At 71.5% G+C, this 17,107-nt stretch carries 14 protein-coding genes and 1 tRNA gene; 11 read left to right on the plus strand and 4 right to left on the minus strand.

All coding sequences use genetic code 11. The annotated features are described in order from the left end of the window. The 8 genes from VFZ92_RS26430 to VFZ92_RS26465 all read left to right on the plus strand — a co-directional run. A partial coding sequence (locus tag VFZ92_RS26430) for a sodium-translocating pyrophosphatase (RefSeq protein WP_330878737.1) occupies positions 1-2,070 on the plus strand: 2,070 nt, incomplete at its 5' end. A 112-nt stretch (positions 2,071-2,182) separates the two neighbouring features. Further along, on the plus strand, positions 2,183-2,785 hold the full coding sequence (locus tag VFZ92_RS26435) for a hypothetical protein (protein WP_330878738.1): 603 nt from the start codon (positions 2,183-2,185) through the stop codon (positions 2,783-2,785). A gap of 118 nt (positions 2,786-2,903) precedes the next feature. Continuing rightward, positions 2,904-3,536, plus strand: a complete 633-nt coding sequence (locus VFZ92_RS26440; RefSeq protein ID WP_330878739.1) for a hypothetical protein — start codon at positions 2,904-2,906, stop codon at positions 3,534-3,536. A gap of 85 nt (positions 3,537-3,621) precedes the next feature. Further along, positions 3,622-4,230 (plus strand): hypothetical protein, encoded by a 609-nt coding sequence (locus tag VFZ92_RS26445; RefSeq protein WP_330878740.1) that lies wholly within the window; start codon positions 3,622-3,624, stop codon positions 4,228-4,230. Between the two features lie 103 nt (positions 4,231-4,333). Then, complete coding sequence (gene topA / locus VFZ92_RS26450) at positions 4,334-7,126, plus strand: type I DNA topoisomerase (protein ID WP_330878741.1); 2,793 nt, start codon at positions 4,334-4,336, stop codon at positions 7,124-7,126. A 17-nt stretch (positions 7,127-7,143) separates the two neighbouring features. Further along, a complete protein-coding gene (locus VFZ92_RS26455) occupies positions 7,144-7,614 on the plus strand; it encodes a hypothetical protein (protein ID WP_330878742.1) in 471 nt (156 codons plus the stop codon). 57 nt (positions 7,615-7,671) lie between these two features. Further along, positions 7,672-9,762: a dTMP kinase gene (locus VFZ92_RS26460; RefSeq protein ID WP_330878743.1), complete on the plus strand. Its 2,091-nt coding sequence runs from the start codon at positions 7,672-7,674 to the stop codon at positions 9,760-9,762. Continuing rightward, positions 9,759-10,961 (plus strand): DNA polymerase III subunit delta', encoded by a 1,203-nt coding sequence (locus tag VFZ92_RS26465; protein WP_330878744.1) that lies wholly within the window; start codon positions 9,759-9,761, stop codon positions 10,959-10,961. Before VFZ92_RS26460 ends, VFZ92_RS26465 begins: the two co-directional genes overlap by 4 nt. Here VFZ92_RS26465 and VFZ92_RS26470 read toward each other — a convergent pair. Genes VFZ92_RS26470 through kduI form a run of 3 tightly spaced genes read right to left on the minus strand, consistent with a single transcriptional unit; the run spans position 10,958 to position 13,272 of the window. Continuing rightward, on the minus strand, positions 10,958-11,704 hold the full coding sequence (locus tag VFZ92_RS26470) for an IclR family transcriptional regulator (protein ID WP_330878745.1): 747 nt from the start codon (positions 11,702-11,704) through the stop codon (positions 10,958-10,960). The two genes, VFZ92_RS26465 and VFZ92_RS26470, sit on opposite strands and share 4 nt — an antisense overlap. Beyond that, positions 11,701-12,435 (minus strand): SDR family oxidoreductase, encoded by a 735-nt coding sequence (locus VFZ92_RS26475; protein WP_330878746.1) that lies wholly within the window; start codon positions 12,433-12,435, stop codon positions 11,701-11,703. The genes VFZ92_RS26470 and VFZ92_RS26475 overlap by 4 nt, the downstream gene beginning before the upstream one ends. Positions 12,436-12,444: 9 nt before the next feature. After that, on the minus strand, positions 12,445-13,272 hold the full coding sequence (gene kduI / locus VFZ92_RS26480) for a 5-dehydro-4-deoxy-D-glucuronate isomerase (protein ID WP_330878747.1): 828 nt from the start codon (positions 13,270-13,272) through the stop codon (positions 12,445-12,447). A gap of 335 nt (positions 13,273-13,607) precedes the next feature. On the opposite strand from kduI, the gene VFZ92_RS26485 reads away from it, so the two are divergent. Then, positions 13,608-14,738, plus strand: a complete 1,131-nt coding sequence (locus tag VFZ92_RS26485; RefSeq protein WP_330878748.1) for a glucuronyl hydrolase — start codon at positions 13,608-13,610, stop codon at positions 14,736-14,738. 45 nt (positions 14,739-14,783) lie between these two features. On the opposite strand, the gene VFZ92_RS26490 is transcribed toward VFZ92_RS26485, so the two are convergent. After that, positions 14,784-16,364: a hypothetical protein gene (locus VFZ92_RS26490; RefSeq protein ID WP_330878749.1), complete on the minus strand. Its 1,581-nt coding sequence runs from the start codon at positions 16,362-16,364 to the stop codon at positions 14,784-14,786. Positions 16,365-16,686: 322 nt separating this feature from the next. Between VFZ92_RS26490 and VFZ92_RS26495 the strand changes: the two genes are divergently transcribed. Further along, positions 16,687-16,760 (plus strand) — tRNA-Thr (locus VFZ92_RS26495). A gap of 82 nt (positions 16,761-16,842) precedes the next feature. After that, positions 16,843-17,107: hypothetical protein (locus tag VFZ92_RS26500; protein WP_330878750.1), on the plus strand; the 265-nt coding region annotated here is incomplete at its 3' end.

Genomic DNA, 17,107 nt, shown 5'->3' on the forward strand with positions numbered 1-17,107 from the left:
ACGTCGACCGCGGTCCTGCGACCGGATGGCACCGAGGCGCTGTCGGCGGCGCAGTCGGGGACGTGGCGCACGATCGCGTTCCTCGTGGGCTGTGCGATGTCGGGCCTGACCGGCTTCATCGGCATGGGCCTCGCGGTGCGCGGCAACGTCCGCGTCGCCGCGGCGGCGCAGGAGTCGGGCCTCAAGCGGGCGCTGCGCATCGCGTTCCGCACCGGCGGTGTGGCCGGCATGTTCACGGTCGGGCTCGGGCTGCTCGGCGCGACCGTGATCCTGCTGATCTACAAGGAGGACGCCACGAGCGTCCTGGTCGGGTTCGGCTTCGGCGGCGCGCTGCTCGCGATGTTCATGCGGGTAGGCGGCGGCATCTTCACGAAGGCGGCCGACGTCGGCGCCGACCTGGTGGGCAAGGTCGAGCAGGGGATCCCCGAGGACGACCCGCGCAACGCCGCGACGATCGCCGACAACGTCGGCGACAACGTGGGCGACTGCGCGGGCATGGCCGCGGACCTCTTCGAGTCCTACGCCGTGATGCTGGTCGCGTCGCTGATCCTCGGCACCGCCGCGTTCGGCGCGCAGGGCCTGCTGTTCCCGTTGATCGTCCCCGCGATCGGTGTCATCACCGCCGTCATCGGCGTGTACACCACCAAGGCGCGGCCGGGCGAGAACGGCCTGTCGGCGATCAACCGCGCGTTCTACATCTCCGCGGTGATCTCCGCGGTGCTGTGCACCGTGGCGGCGTTCGTCTACCTGCCCAGCTCGTTCGCGAGCCTGGACGGCGTGTCCGAGGAGATCCAGGGCACCAGCGGCAACCCGGCGCTGATCGCGGCCATCGCGGTGATCATCGGCATCGTGCTCGCGGGCGTCATCCTCTGGCTGACCGGCTACTACACCGGTACCGAGCACAAGCCCGTCAAGGAGGTCGGCCGCACGTCGCTGACCGGCGCCGCGACGGTGATCCTGTCCGGCATCTCGGTCGGCTTCGAGTCGGCGGTCTACACCGCGCTGGTGATCGGCGCGGCCGTGTACGGCGCGTTCCTGCTGTCCGGCTCGGTCATCGTGGCGCTGTTCGCGGTGGCGCTGGCCGGTTGCGGTCTGCTCACCACGGTCGGCGTCATCGTCGCCATGGACACGTTCGGCCCGGTCAGCGACAACGCGCAGGGCATCGCCGAGATGTCGGGCGACGTCGACGGCGAGGCCGCGCAGATCCTCACCGAGCTGGACGCGGTGGGCAACACCACCAAGGCCATCACCAAGGGCATCGCCATCGCCACGGCCGTGCTGGCGGCGACGGCGCTGTTCGGCTCCTACAAGGACGCCATCACGCAGTCGCTGGCCAAGGTCGGCTCGACGTTCGACAACGCCGACTACGTCGCGTTCACGCCGAACGTCCTGGTCGGACTGATCATCGGCTCCGCCGTGGTGTTCATGTTCTCCGGTCTCGCGGTCAACGCCGTGACGAGGGCCGCGGGCGCCATCGTGTTCGAGGTGCGCCGCCAGTTCCGCGAGAACCCCGGCATCATGGACCACTCGGTGAAGCCGGAGTACGGCAAGGTCGTCGACATCTGCACCAGGGACTCGCTGCGCGAGCTGGCCACCCCCGGCCTGCTGGCCGTGCTGGCCCCGGTGGCGGTGGGCTTCGGCCTCGGCGTCGGCCCGCTGGCGGGCTACCTGGCCGGTGCCATCGCGACCGGCACGCTGATGGCGGTGTTCCTGGCCAACTCCGGTGGCGCGTGGGACAACGCGAAGAAGCTGGTCGAGGACGGCAACCACGGTGGCAAGGGCTCCGACGCCCACGCCGCGACGGTCATCGGCGACACCGTCGGCGACCCGTTCAAGGACACCGCGGGCCCGGCCATCAACCCGCTGATCAAGGTGATGAACCTGGTGTCGGTGCTGATCGCGCCCGCCATCATCACGTTCTCCATCGGCGCCGACGCGTCCACGGGCATCCGCCTGTCGATCGCGTTCGTCGCCGTGGCGATCATCGTCGGGGCCGTCGTGGTGTCCAAGCGCCGCGGCACCGCCATCGCCGACAGCCCGGCGGAGACGGTCGCCAACGGCGCCGCCTAGTCGCACCGCGCTCCACCACCGAAAAGGGCGCGTTCGGGTCCTCACCGACCCGGACGCGCCCTTTTCGGTTCACACTGGACGGGGAACCACGACCCGATCCAGGGAGATGGACATGAGGCTCAGCCTCGCCGCGCTGCTGGCCGCCGCCGCGCTCGCCGCCGGGTGCACGTCGGGCGGTGGCGGCTCGACCAGCCCTTCTCCGTCCGCGCCGACGGCCGACCCGGCCGTGGCGTACATGGACGAGGTCTGCTCGGCCGCCTCCGGGTTCGCGAGCGCCGCCCAGTCGCCGCCCAAGCTCGACGCGACCGACCCCGCCAAGCTCAAGGCCGACATGAGCGCCTACATGGGCCAGCTCGCCGCCGCGTTCGGCACGTCGGCGACCGACCTGCGGGCGGTGGGGCCGTCGCCGGTCGCGGGGGGCGACGAGCAGGTGAAGCGGATGGCCGACACGTTCGACGAGGTCGCGAAGGTGTTCACCGACGCGAAGGCGCAGGTCGAGCAGGCCGACGCGGCGGACCCGAGCGGCGGCCTCCAGGCGGCGGGCGAGGCCATCGCGAAGCTCACCGAGTTCGCGGAGCCCCTCAAGGACCTCCAGACCAGCCCGGAGCTGCTGGAGGCCGCGGAGAAGGCGCCGAAGTGCCAGTCGATCCGCCAGCCGGCCACCAGCGCCTCCGAGGCTCCCACCAGCGGCGTTGCCCCCACGACCACGTCCTGAGCGTCGGTCTCGATTGGGGAACGGGGCGCCGAACGGCGCAAAAGCACATCCGAGTGGCCCATCGGAACGGTAGGTTCGCCCCTCTCAAGCTCGACTCGATTGCAACCGGGAGTTCTCCATGAGGCACCGCCTCGCTGTGGTCGGCGTGTTCGCCGCCGCGGCCCTGACCATGACCGCGTGCGGCAACCAGACCGCGGGCACCGCCTCCGGCACCGGTAGCGGTTCGACCGGCACCACCACCTCCTCCTCGGCCGCCGCCGCGGGTGGCGACGAGACCGTCCAGTGGATCGACAAGGTCTGCGGCGCGAGCCTCGACGTCATCAAGACGCTGTCCACCGAGCCCGAGCTGGACACGACGGACCCGGCGAAGATGCAGACCCAGTTCGCCACGTGGCTGGGCGACGGCTCCACGGCCGTCGACGGCGCCATCACGAAGCTCAACGACCTGAAGAAGGGTCCGCACCCGGACTCCGAGAAGCTGGCCACCAGCGCCGCGGACATCTTCGGGCAGCTCAAGACCGCCCTCGACAAGGCCAAGACCGGCGTCGAGGCCGCGAACCCGCAGGACCCGGCGTCGATCGCCGCGGCGTTCACGCAGGTCGCGACCGACATGCAGGCCGTGGCGAAGGTCGGCGAGGACTTCGACGGCGTGCTCGTCCGCTCGAACCTGGCCGACGCCGAGAAGAAGGCGCCGAACTGCAAGGCCATCGAGGGCGCGGCGGGCAGCGCGTCCACGCCGCCGACCACCTGATCCACCGCCTGCGCCGCGTGGACGGGAACGTCCACGCGGCGTTCGGCAGCTGACAGGGGTCGAACAGGTGTTCTACGCTCCGTGCGTGGGGCAACTGTCCTTCTACTCCGCCGAGGCGCGCCAACCGGGGGTTGGGGACCTGGCGGGCCTGCTGTGCGGGCCCGGCCAGGCGATGGGCTTCGGACGGGGTACGGCGGCCCGCGTGTCGGTCGTCGTGGCGGACCGGGGGCGGGCGACGGCACTGGCCTCGGAGTGCGCGCGGCGGGGTGTCGTGGCAGGGATAACACCCGTCGAGGAGTGCGGCGCGTTGGTCCGGACGGCGTTTCGCACGGATCTCACCCGTTTGGCCGCTGAATGGCTCCGCGGGGGTGCGGCCAAATCGGTGCCCTCGGAGTTCGAGCTGGACGGGGCGGTGCTCAGGTTGTGGGCGCTGGCGTCCGGTGGCTGGGTCGATTCGGCGTACGCGCTCGGGCTCGACCCCGATGCCCCGGAGACGCACGAACCGCTGCTCGCGGCCTTGATCAGCTCCGGATTGCCCGCCACGCTCGTCACCGGACCGAGTGGTGGGCCGGTCCTGAGGGTGATCGGCAGGCGCAGGCTCGCGAGGCTCGCGGAACTGGTCGGGGAACCGCCGGGAGGCGTAGCGGAAGTCGACTGGCCGGCCGCCTCGCCGGGTCCTCCCAACGGGCGATAGAGGGCGCTTGTGTCACCCTGTCCGCACCAGGCCTGCCCAGCGGGGCTGGTCGACAGTGCACACTGGCGGGTCGAAGCACAGGGTTGGAAGAGAGCGGGACAGCGTGGCTGGATCGACACGGACGAAAAACGGCTCCGGGGCTACGGGTGACGGCAATCGCCGATTGGTGATCGTCGAGTCGCCCGCCAAGGCGCGGAAGATCGCGTCGTACCTCGGCAGCAACTTCGTCGTGGAGTCGTCCAAGGGGCACATCCGCGACCTCCCGCGTGGCGCGGCCGACGTGCCCGCGAAGTACAAGGGGCAGCCGTGGGCTCGCCTCGGTGTCGACGTCGACCACGACTTCGAGCCGCTGTACGTCGTCACGCCGGACAAGAAGTCGACCGTCGCCGAGCTGAAGGAGCTGCTCAAGGGCGTCGACGAGCTCTACCTCGCGACAGACGGCGACCGCGAGGGCGAAGCCATCGCGTGGCACCTGCTCGACACGTTGAAGCCGAAGATCCCGGTCCGCCGGATGGTGTTCCACGAGATCACCGAGACCGCGATCCTCGCGGCCGCCGCGAACCCGCGCGACCTCGACCAGGACCTGGTCGACGCGCAGGAGACCCGCCGCATCCTCGACCGCCTCTACGGCTACGAGGTCAGCCCCGTGCTGTGGAAGAAGGTCATGCCGAAGCTCTCGGCGGGCCGCGTGCAGTCGGTCGCGACCCGGATCGTGGTGGAGCGCGAGCGGGAGCGGATGAAGTTCGTCTCCTCCTCCTACTGGGACATCTCGGCCACGATGGACGCCGGCGCCGAGGCGACGCCGCGCAACTTCGGCGCGCGCATGGTCGCCGTCGACGGTGCCCGGCTGGCGCTGGGCCGCGACTTCGGGTCGGACGGCAAGCTCAAGGCCGGGTCCGAGGTGCGGCTGCTCAACGAGGCCGAGGCGCGGGCGTTGGCCGCCGGTCTGGCCGACGTGCCGCTGACCGTGGCGAGCGTCGAGGAGAAGCCGTACACGCGGAAGCCGTACGCGCCGTTCATGACGTCGACGATCCAGCAGGAGGCGGGCCGCAAGCTCCGCTTCACCGCGGACCGCACGATGCGCACGGCCCAGAAGCTGTACGAGAACGGCTACATCACCTACATGCGCACCGACAGCACGACGCTGTCGGAGACGGCCATCACGGCGGCCCGCACGCAGGCGACCCAGCTCTACGGCGCGGAGTACGTCGCGGCCCAGCCGAGGCAGTACACCCGCAAGGTCAAGAACGCGCAGGAGGCGCACGAGGCGATCCGCCCCGCGGGCGAGGTCTTCCGCACCCCCGGCGAGGTCGCCCGCGAGCTGGACTCGGACGAGTTCAAGCTCTACGAGATGATCTGGCAGCGCACGATCGCGTCCCAGATGAACGACGCGCGCGGCAACACGACGTCGGTCCGGATCGTCGGCAACGCGACCACGGGCGAGGAGTGCACGTTCTCCGCCTCGGGTCGCACGATCACGTTCGCCGGGTTCCTCAAGGCCTACGTGGAGACGGTCGACGCCGAGGCCGGCGGCGAGTCGGACGACGCCGAGTCGCGGCTGCCGCAGCTGGTCAAGGGCCAGTCCGTCACGGCGGCGGACCTCACCGCCGACGGCCACTCGACCAGCCCGCCCTCGCGCTTCACCGAGGCCAGCCTCATCAAGACGATGGAAGAGCTGGGGATCGGTCGCCCGTCGACGTACGCGTCGATCATCAGCACCGTCCAGGACCGCGGCTACGTGTGGAAGAAGGGCTCCGCGCTGGTGCCCTCGTGGGTGGCCTTCGCGGTGGTCGGGCTGCTGGAGCAGCACTTCGGCCGCCTGGTGGACTACGACTTCACCGCCGCGCTGGAGGACGAGCTGGACGGCATCGCCGCCGGTCGCCAGCAGCGCACGACGTGGCTGTCCGGCTTCTACTTCGGCGGCAGCGTCGGCCCGGAGAGCTCCATCGGCCGTTCCGGCGGGCTGAAGAAGCTCGTCGGGTCGAGCGTCGAGGAGATCGACGCCCGCCTGGTGAACTCGATCGTGCTGTTCGACGACGCCGAGGGGCGTCCCGTCGTGGTCCGGGTCGGCCGCTACGGCCCGTACCTGGAGCGGGAGGTCGTCGGCGACAACGGCGAGCCGACCGCGCAGCGGGCGAACCTGCCCGAGGACATGCCGCCGGACGAGTTGAACCTGGAGATCGCGGAGAAGCTGTTCTCCACGCCGCAGGAGGGGCGTTCGCTGGGTGTCGACCCGGTGACCGGCCACGAGATCCTGGCGAAGGAGGGCCGCTTCGGCCCGTACGTGACCGAGGTGCTGCCGGAGGTCGCGGAGGAGAAGACCACCGCGAAGAAGGCGGCGGACGCCAAGAAGCAGGCGAAGCCGCGCACCGGCTCGCTGTTCAAGGACATGTCCCTGGACACGGTGACGCTGGAGGACGCGCTCAAGCTCCTGTCGCTCCCGAGGGTCGTCGGCAAGGACCCGGAGACCGGGGCCGAGATCACCGCGCAGAACGGGCGCTACGGGCCGTACCTGAAGAAGGGCACGGACTCGCGCTCGCTCACCAGCGAGGACCAGCTGTTCACGGTCACGCTCGACGAGGCGCTGAAGATCTACTCCGAGCCGAAGAAGCGGGGCAGGTCGGCCACCAGCGCCCCGCCGCTCAAGGAGCTGGGCAACGACCCCGTGTCCGGCAAGCCGATGGTGGTCAAGGACGGCCGGTTCGGCCCGTACGTGACCGACGGCGAGACCAACGGGTCGCTGCGCAAGAGCGACACCGTCGAGGGCCTCACCGACGAGCGCGCGTCCGAGCTGCTGGCCGAGAAGCGCGCCAAGGGGCCGGTCACCAAGAAGAAGCCCGCGGCGAAGAAGCCGGCGGCTCCGCGCAAGAAGGCGCCCGCCAAGACGAAGAGCTGATGACGTAGGGGGTGGCGGTGCCTGGACCAGGAGAGTTCGGACCCGACGGGACTCAGGACCCGCCACCACCCCGCGCGTACCCGGACGCGCTGGCGGGCCTGGTCACGGGGGAGACCCCCTACCGGCCGAAGCGGGTCGCGCCGCCGGTGCAGCCTGCCTACTCGCCGGTCGCGCCCGACCCGGAGCTGGCCCGCGAGGCGATCCGGACGGCGATGCTGCACGAGCAGCGGGCCCGGCCGGTGCGCACCCGTCAGCCGCAGCCCCAGACGCAGGTCGGCGCCCACCGCGTGCAGTACCGGGCACCGGTCGCCCCGACGCCGCAGGCCCATCCCCAGGCGCCGCCCCAGCCCCAGCAGGCCCAGGGGGAACGGCCCAGGTCGCGGGGTTCCGCGTTCGGTGGTTGCCTGGTGGCACTGCTGATCATCGGATCGGTGTTCTTCAACGTCATCCGGCAGGTCGTCGAAGCGTTGTTGGACGCAATCCGCTGACTGTGCGCACTGACCGGGTCGGCCGCGGTTAGGCTGATCGGTGGGTGGCTACAGGGGGTGGACGACATCCAGGACAGCGACGACGCAGGTCAGCTCAATCCGGGCGCGACCGGCGCGGCTTCGGCAACCCACCGGTTGCGGAGCGTGCTGGCGATCAGGCCGTTCCGGCGGCTGTGGGGCGTCACCTACCTGTGCAGCGTTGGTGACTGGCTGTCACTGCTCGCCCTCACCGGTCTGGTGACGAAACTGGCCGAGGGCTACGGCTGGGAGGGCTTCGCGCTCAGCGCGGTCGTGCTCACCCAGCTGCTGCCCGGCATCCTGTTCGCGCCGCTCGGCGGGGTGCTGGCGGACCGGTTCGACCGCCGCAAGGTCATGGTGGCGTGCGACCTGGCCCGCGGTGCGCTGTTCCTGTCCATCGCGTTCGTCGGCGCGGCGTGGTGGCTGTTCATCGCCAACTTCCTCGTCGGCTGCTGCGCGATGCTGTGGATCCCGGCCAAGGAGTCCGCCGTCCCGAACCTGCTGCGCAGGCCGGACCAGGTGGAGTCGGCCAACCAGCTCGGCCTGGTGATGACCTACGGCATCTCCACGATCAGCGGCTTCGGCCTCTACGCGATCATCTCCGGCATCCCCGGCTACCTGCACCTGACCAGCGACGACGTCGTGTTCCGGGTGGCCATCATCGCGGTGGTCGTCAACGGCCTGCTCTACATCACCTCGGCGGTCCTCGTCGCCACGCGCATCCCGGAGCTGTCCGGGCGGGCGACGTCGGCGAAGAAGAGGGAGGACGCCGAGGACGAGGTCGGCTTCGCGGCGATGATGCGCGACGGCCTCCGCTACGCCTGGCGCACCCCGCTCGTCCGCGGCCTGGTCATCGGCATGATCGGCGCTTTCGCCGCGGCGGGCGCCGTGATCGGCTGCGCGAAGCTGTACGCCCTGAGCCTGCTCGGCGGCGACAGCGCGTTCGCCCTGCTGTTCATCGCGGTGTTCATCGGGCTGGCCAGCGGCATGGCCCTGGCCCCCCGCTTCGCCCGCCGCCTCACCTACAACCGCCTGTTCGGCCTCACGATCGTCTGCGCGGGCCTGAGCCTGGTGATCGTCGCGCTGGCGCCGCACCTGTGGATCGCGCTCATCGCCGTGGCCATGGTCGGCGGGTGCGCGGGCATCGCGTTCCTCACCGGCCTCACGATCATCGGCTCCCAGGTCGAGGACTCGATGCGCGGCCGCATGGTCGCGCTCGTCCAGTCCCTGATGAAGATCATCCTGGGTCTGTCGACGGTGGTGACCCCGCTGCTGGTGACCGTGCTGAAGCCCCGCACCATCACCCTCTTCAACCACCCCATGAACGTCGACGGCACCCGTCCGGTCATGTTCGGCGCGGGCGTGCTGGCCGCCGTGGTGGGCCTCATCGCCTACCGCCAGATGGACAACCGGCGCATGGAGCCGATCTTCTCGGAGCTGTTCGACGCGATCAGGGGCAAGTCGAAGGCGTCCGCGGGCGTGCTCATCACGGTCGAGGGCGACACCCGGCAGGACACCAGCGTCCAGGCCCGCCGACTGGCCGAAGCGCTGCGCGCCGCCGGCCACGCCGTCCTCCTGGCCAGCGACCCCGACCTGGACGAGCACCGCCTCCGCAGCATGCTGTCCACGGTCGACCTGGCGGGGGTCCGGGCGCACGCGCTGGTCGCGGCGGCCGTCCGCGCGGACGTGGTCGAGCGCGAGGTGCGGCCCGCGCTGGACAACGGGGCCCTGGTCGTCATGGAGCGGTACGTGGACAGCCCGCTCGCGCACTTCAGCGCGGTCGGCAGCATCCAGCCCGCCGAGGTGGAGGGCCTGGTCGACTGGGCCACCGGCCGCCTCCGCCCGGACGTCACCATCCTCCTGGACCGCTCACCGGTCACGATGCCCGCCGACGCGCTGAACGAGACCGTCTTCGGCAAGCCCGGTCGGCGGGCCATCGACAACATCGAGCACCATTGGCGCGTGCAGCGCCTCCTCACCGAGATGGCCTCCGCCGACCCGGACCGCTACGTCGTGGTGGACGCGGACGGCACCGAGGACGAGGTCTCCGAGCGCGTGCGCACCGCGGTGCTCCCGCTGTTCGCGGAACGCCGCGTCCCCGAGGCCCAGCCCGTTGTGGAGACCACATGAACACGAGCGTGTGGGCCGACGTCGTCGGCCAGCCCGCCGCCGTGGAAGTCCTGTCCGCCGCCGCCGAAGCGGCGGCGACGATCGTCGCGGGCGGCACCCCGGCACCCGGCACGATGACCCACGCCTGGCTGTTCACCGGCCCGCCCGGCTCCGGCCGTTCGGTCACCGCCAAGGCGTTCGCCGCGGCCCTCCAGTGCACGACGGTCGACGACCGCCCCGGCTGCGGCGACTGCCCCGGCTGCCACACCACGGTCGCCGAGACCCACGCGGACGTCCGGTTCGTGGCCCCGGAGGGCCTGTCGATCTCCGTCGCGGAGATGCGCGCGCTGGTCCAGTCCGCCGCCCGGCGCCCCACCGGTGGCCGCTGGCAGGTCGTGATCATCGAGGACGCGGACCGGCTGACCGAGGGCGCGGCCAACGCCCTGCTCAAGGCCGTGGAGGAACCGCCGGACCGCACCGTGTTCCTGCTGTGCGCCCCCTCCGACCACCCCGAGGACGTCTCCGTGACGATCCGCTCGCGGTGCCGGATCATCCCGCTCGGAACGCCGAGGCCCGACGCCATCGCGGACGTGCTGGAGCACCGCGACGGCGTCTCCGCCGAGGTCGCGCGGTGGGCCGCGTCGGTCTGCGCCGGTCACGTCGGCCGCGCGCGCAGGCTGGCCACGGACGAACAGGTCCGCAAGCGCCGCGAGTCGGTGCTGCGCATCCCGCTGGCGGTCCGCAGGGCGCAGGACGTGTTCACCTGCGCCGACCAGCTGGTCGCCGCCGCCGAGGCCGACGCCACCACCGCCAACGAGGCCCGCAACGAGGACGAGCGGTCGGCGTTGGAGACCGCGATGGGCGCGGGCGGCACCGGCAAGGGCACCGCGGCCGCCACCCGAGGGGCCAAGGGCGCGATGAAGGACCTGGAGAAGCGGCAGAAGTCCCGCGCCACCAGGACCCAGCGCGACTCCTACGACACCGCGCTGGTCGACCTGGCGGGCTTCTACCGCGACGTCCTGGTCACCGCCACCGGTTCTCAGGCCAGGCTGAACCACCCCGACCGCGCGGCGGAGGCCCGCACGGCCGCGGAGGCGTGGACCCCGGAGTCCACGCTGCGCAGGCTGGAGGCGGTCCTCGCGTGCCGGGACGCGCTGGAGATGAACGTGAAGCCGAGGATCGCGATCGACGCCCTGGTCACGGCCCTGCACCACGGCTAGCGCTCGACGTACCCCAGCGCGGTGGACACCTCGTCGGCGGCGCGCAGGACCCGCGGGCCCAGCGCCGCCAACTGCTCCATCGTGTGCTCCATGGCCAGCGTGGACGCCGAGATCCCGCCGACCACGGCACCGGTGTGGTCGCGGATCGCGGCGCCGACGCACCGGATGCCGATCTCGTTCTCCTCGTCGTCGAAGCCGTAGCCGACGCGGCGCGCCCGCGTGACCTCGGCCCGCAGCCGGTCCTCGGTGGTGATCGTGCGCGGGGTGCGGCCGGTGAGCGTGACGCGGGCGACCAGCGCGTCGAACTCCGCGGGCGCCATCGACCCCAGCACGGCCTTGCCGATGGCCGAGCAGTGCACGGACAGGCTCATGCCCAGCCGCGACGGCATCCGGTACGGCTTGTCCGCCTCCACCTTGTCCACGTAGACCAGTTCGTCGCCGACCAGCATCGCCATGTGGACGGTGCACAGCGACTCCTCGCGGAGGGCCCGCAGGGCGGGGCGCGCCCGTTCCACGGTGTCCACCGGCCGGAGCACCTTCCCGGCCATCACCAGCACCTTCGGCCCCGCGAGGTAGCCGCCGTCGGACCGGACCGCGGCGAAACCCCGGTCCACCATCGCTTGCAGCAGCCGGTGCACGGTCGACTTCGGCAGCCCGGTGACCCGTGCGATGTCCGTGATCCGCGAGTGGTCGGCCAACGCCTCCAGCACGGCCAACGTCTTCTCCACCGCGGTGTCGGTCACCGGCCCAGCCACCCGCCGTCGACCACCAGCACGTGCCCGTTCACGTAGTCCGACGCCCGCGAGCTGAGGAACACCGCCGCACCGACCACGTCCTCCGGCGTGCCCCACCGCCCGGCCGGTATCCGGTCGCGGATCGCGGGTTCGCGACCCGGATCGGCGCGCAGGTCCGCGGTGTTGTCGGTGGCGATGTATCCGGGAGCGATCGCGTTCACCTGCACATTGTGCGGTGCCCACTCGTTGGCCAGCGCCTTGGTCAGCCCCGCGACCGCGTGCTTGCTCGCCGCGTACGCCGCCACCGTGACCCCGCCCTGGAAGCTGAGCAGCGACGCGACGTTCACGATCTTCCCGCCCGCCCCGTCGAGCATCCGGCCGCCGACCACCCGGCTCAGCTCGAACACCGAGTCCAGGTTGACCGACAGGACCCGCCGCCAGTCGGCCAGCGACACGTCCGCCGCGGGTTCGCGGTGGATCGTGCCCGCGTTGTTGACCAGCACGTCGATCCGCCGCTCGGCGAGCACCGGGGCCAGCGCGGCCTCGACCGCCTCCGGGTCGGCCAGGTCCACGACGACGGTGTCCACCACGGCGTCCGGCACGGCGCCGAAGTCGGCGGTCCGCCCCAGCAGCACCAGGTCCGCGCCCGCGTCGGCCAGCCCGAGCGCGATGGCGCGACCGATCCCGGAGCGGGCGCCGGTCACCAGTGCGGTCCGCCCGCGCAGGGAGAAGAGGTCCACGAGGGCTCCTCAGCGGAGGTCGGTCACCGCGACGGGTTCCACGTCGTCGTAGGCCTGGTTCTCGCCGCCCATGGCCCAGACGAACGAGTAGGCGTGCGTTCCGGCTCCGCTGTGGACGGACCAGCTCGGCGAGATCACCACCTCCTCGTTGCGCACCACCAGGTTCCGGGTCGCGTGCGGCTCGCCCATCAGGTGCACCACCCGGTGCTCGTCCGGGAGGTCGAAGTAGAGGTAGGCCTCCGTGCGCCGGTCGTGGGTGTGCGGCGGCATCGTGTTCCACACGCTGCCGGGCGCCAGCGTCGTCATGCCCAGCACGAGCTGGCTCGACCGGATCCCGTCCGCGTGCACGAACTTGCGGATCTCGCGGACGTTCGACGTCGCCGGGTCGCCGAGCCGCAGCGCGTCCACGTCGTCGTACCGCGCGACCGCCGTCGGGTGCTCGGCGTGCGACGGCGTGGAGAACAGGTAGAAGCGCGTGTGCTCCACGGCGGCCTGGAAGCGCACCACGGTCGCGCCCCTGCCGACGTACACGCAGTCGCGGGCGTCGACCTTGTGCTCGGCGTCGTCCACGGTCACGCTGCCCGACCCGCGGACCACGACCACCGCCAGCTCCCGCCGCGCCAGGAACGTGTCGGCCCGCAGCGCGTCGACGGCCTCCAGTTCCAGCGGCGTTCCGGGCAGGGGAGAGGCGCCACCGACCACGACGCGGTCCTCGTGGGAGTGGACGAGCCTCACCTCGCCCGCGACGAACAGGTCCTCGACGAGGAAGCGCTGCCGCAGCTGATCGGTGTCGAGCGCGGCCACCTGCTCCGGATGGGTCGCGTGTCGGATTTCCATGGCGGTGATGCCTTCCGCTCGTCGCTGTCCAGTGACACCATGTGCTCGGTCCATTCATGGAACTACGTTCCGCTGGATGGAACAAGTGTGGTCTCGTCACTTCGCCGCCGCCGGTGACGAGTTGGCCCGCGGTGCGCTCGGAAGGCGGCGGTAGACGTATGCACCAGCCAGGGTGTCGCCCTCCCGCGCGCCGCCGGTCCTCCCGCGCGTCCCGGTCCGACCTGTGATCAACGCCGATTCTCGGATGGATGGTGCCCATGTCCGTGTCCCGCCGTACCTTGCTGACCTCGGCCGCCGTGGCGGCCGGAGCGACCGCCGCGACGGGAGGAACCGCGTTGGCGCAAGAGCCCGTACCCGGTCCGGAGGCGTTGCGCGACGCCCTCGACTACGCCGTGTCGAAGGTGCGCGTCACCGGCCCGGCCATCACGACGTTCCCCGAGATCACCAGGGCCGAGAAGTGGACCTACGTCGCCGACGGCGGCTGGGTCGGCGGCTTCTGGCCGGGCACGCTGTGGATGGCGTACCTCGACACGAAGGAGGACCGGTTCAAGCAGCTCGCGCTCGCCGCCTCCGAGCGGCTGTCCCCGCGCAAGGACGTGGCCCGCGACCACGACATGGGCTTCCTCTTCTACCCGTCGTGGGTCACCGCGTGGCGGCTCACCGGCGAGGTGAAGTGGCGCGACGGCGCGATCAAGGCCGCCGACGGGCTGATCGGCCGGTTCAACACCGCGGGCCGGTTCATCCGGGCCTGGGGCGCGCTCGGCACGCCGCGCGACGAGGGCCGTTCGATCATCGACACGATGATGAACCTCGACCTGCTCGCGTTCGCCACCCAGGAGACCGGCGACCGCAAGTACCTCGACGTCGCCGTCGCGCACGCGAAGACGACCCAGCGGCACTTCGTCCGCGCGGACGGCTCCACGCCGCACGTCTTCGACTTCAACCCGGCCACGGGCGCGCCGATCGGGCCGAACACCGTGCAGGGCTACAGCCCGACGTCGGCGTGGTCGCGCGGGCAGGCGTGGGCGATCTACGGGTTCACCACCGTGCACCGGCGCACCGGTGACGCGTCGTTCCTGGCCACCGCGCGGAAGCTGGCGGACTTCGCGCTCGGCCAGCTCACCCCGGACCACGTGCCGGTGTGGGACTACCGCGCCCCGCAGGCGCCCAACGACATCAAGGACTCGTCGGCGGGCGCGGTCATGGCGGCGGGCCTGCTCGACCTGGCCAAGGCGTCCGGCCGCACGCAGTACCGGGACTCCGCGCTGCGGATCCTGCACGGCCTCACCAGGGACTGCCTGACGAAGAAGTCCACGCGCGCCGAGGCCGTCCTGGCGCGCGGCACCCGCAACCGGCCGTCCGAGGACGGCGTCGAGGTGTCGCTCCCGTACGCCGACTACTACTTCATGGAGGCGCTGCTCCGGGTGTTGAAGCCGGCCGAGGTCTCCCGCGCCATCGGCCTGTGAGGACGTGAGCTGGTTGGGAGGCGCGGCCTCCCAACCAGCTCAGCCTCAGGCCTCGTCGCCGCTCTCGGACTCCGCTCCGGGCGCGGGTTCCGCTTCCTCTTCGGACTCGGCCACTGCTTCGGTCTCGGGCTCGGCTTCGGGCTCGGCTGTCGTGTCTTCGGGCTCGGCCGTCGTCACGATCGCGGCTGCCCCGGTCGTGCCGACCAGTGCGGGTTCGCGGCGGCGGCTGGGCATCGCGGACACGATCACCACGCCCGCCAGCAGCAGCGCGGTGCCGAGCCAGAAGATCGGGATCGTCTTGTAGGCGGCGGTCGTGTAGGCCAGCGGGATGGTCGGCCGGGCCTGCGGCGGTGGTGGCTGCGCGCCCGCGGGCGGTGCCGTCGTGGTGCTGCCGCAGACCACGCCGCCCTCCGGCGCGGCGGCGCGGACGATCTGCTCGCCCAGCGACACCTGCGCCAGCGCGGACGGCAGGTTCGGCAGGCCGAGGGCGTCCGTCGGCAGCAGTTGCAGGTCCAGCAGCCGGGCCGTGGCGCCGAGCATGAAGCCCTTGATGGTCGGACCGCCCTGCGTCAACGGGCCGTTCAACGCCATCTTCTTCTCGTTGAACTGCGCGATCTGCAACCGCAGCACCCCGATGTCGAGCTTCTCCAGCTCGGCGGGCACGTCACCGCCGCTCGGCAGGATCCCGCCGATGATCGGCAGCTTCGGCAGTTCGGGCAGGCCCGCCACCGGGATGCCGACCGGGATCTCCAGCTTCGGGTTGGCCGCGTCCAGCGTGCCGAGCACCTTCCCGCCCTGCGTCACCCGCAGCACCGGTGCGGTGTACGTGATCGCCGACGTCGCCTCGACGCCCGTGGCCAGCGCCACCAGCGTCGGCTGGCTCACCACGTCGATCCGGACCTCCATCGGCGTGCCCGCGAGCAGCCGCACGCTCGCCGCCTGGAGCGTCGACGTGGTCTTCACGGCCTTGTTCGCCGAACCGGGCAGGTCGACCAGTTCCACCGACGACTGCGCCATCAGCGTCTCCGGCAGGCTGAGCAGCGAGCCCTTCTCGCCCGTGTCCGGCGTGCCCGACAGCAGCCCGCCGAGCTGGCTGAGCGGCGCGGTCATGCCCTTGAGGCTGTCGATCAGCGACTGCTTCGCGGCGGCGTCCAGCTTCGGCGTGTCCTGCGTGAGCATCCCGGTCAGGTCCGGCGACGACGGCAGCGTCGGGATCGCGTTCAGCACGGACAGGCTCGCCAGCGACGTCTTGGCCTCGCTCAGCGGTGTCACGCACGGCCCGAGCGCGTCGTCCCAGCGCGCGTGCACGTTCCCGTTGAGGCCCTTCACGGTGAGCAGCGTGTCCAGCGGCGTCTTCGGCAGCGCCAGCCCGCCGCTCAGGCCCTGGGGGTTGTCCGGCGACGCCGTCTGGGCCAGCGAGCCGGGTGTCTGCGGCGCCCGCCCCTGCACGGCGAACCCGAGCGGCGACGCCTGCGCGACCGACCGCTCGAACGCCAGGTACGACTCGGTGTTCACCTGCGCGCTCGCCAGCCCGACACCCAGCTCCGCCGCGGACTGCTTCGGCAGCTCGTCCCCGAACCCCGGCAGGATGGTGTTCGTCGGCGTCGACTCCGGTGCCAACCGCACGACCGCCAACCCGGTCCCAGCATCACCCACCGCGTGCGCAAGCGATTGCGGCCCGTTCGGAGCGGACACCGGCGGCTGCCCCGGACTCACCGGACCGGGCACCGGCGTGGTCACGGGAGGCTGCGCCAGAGCGGGTGCCGCGCACAGCGCCAACAACGCTGCGGCGGTGGGCAAGGCCAACGCGAGCCGGCGTCTGCGCATGTCGGAAGTCCTCCTCGACGGTGAAGAGCCCGTGACCCGTGGTGAGCGGCGTCACGAGAAGCCTAACGAGGGGGACCCCTGTCGGTGACGGTCTTGGAGTCGGCTATAGTTATCGCGTCTCGCCGCCTTAGCTCAGTCGGCTAGAGCGGTTCACTCGTAATGAACAGGTCATCGGTTCGATTCCGATAGGCGGCTCTGGTGAGATACGAGTCAGGCCCGGTCGCGCTCGCGCGACCGGGCCTGACGCATTTCGGTGCGCCTCGCCTACCATCGTTCGATGGTGAGGATCGACTACGTGGCTCCGGGGCTGTTCACCTCACTCGGCGAGGCCGCCGGTTCCGTGGTCGCCGACGATCCGCTGGAGATCTGCGAGCCCGTCCACGGGCTGTTCCTCCACCCCGACGAGCAGCCGGGGCGGGATCTGCCCGCTGAGCGGCAGGTGGAGAAGGACGTTCGCCCCGCCGCCGAGTTGGCGCGGCTGTTGTTGGCGCTCGACCCGATGCCGTTGACGTCGCCGCGGGCGCCGGACAAGCGGCTCGTGG

It is taken from the genome of Umezawaea sp., from assembly GCF_036375055.1.
Classification (GTDB): Bacteria; Actinomycetota; Actinomycetes; order Mycobacteriales; family Pseudonocardiaceae; genus Umezawaea.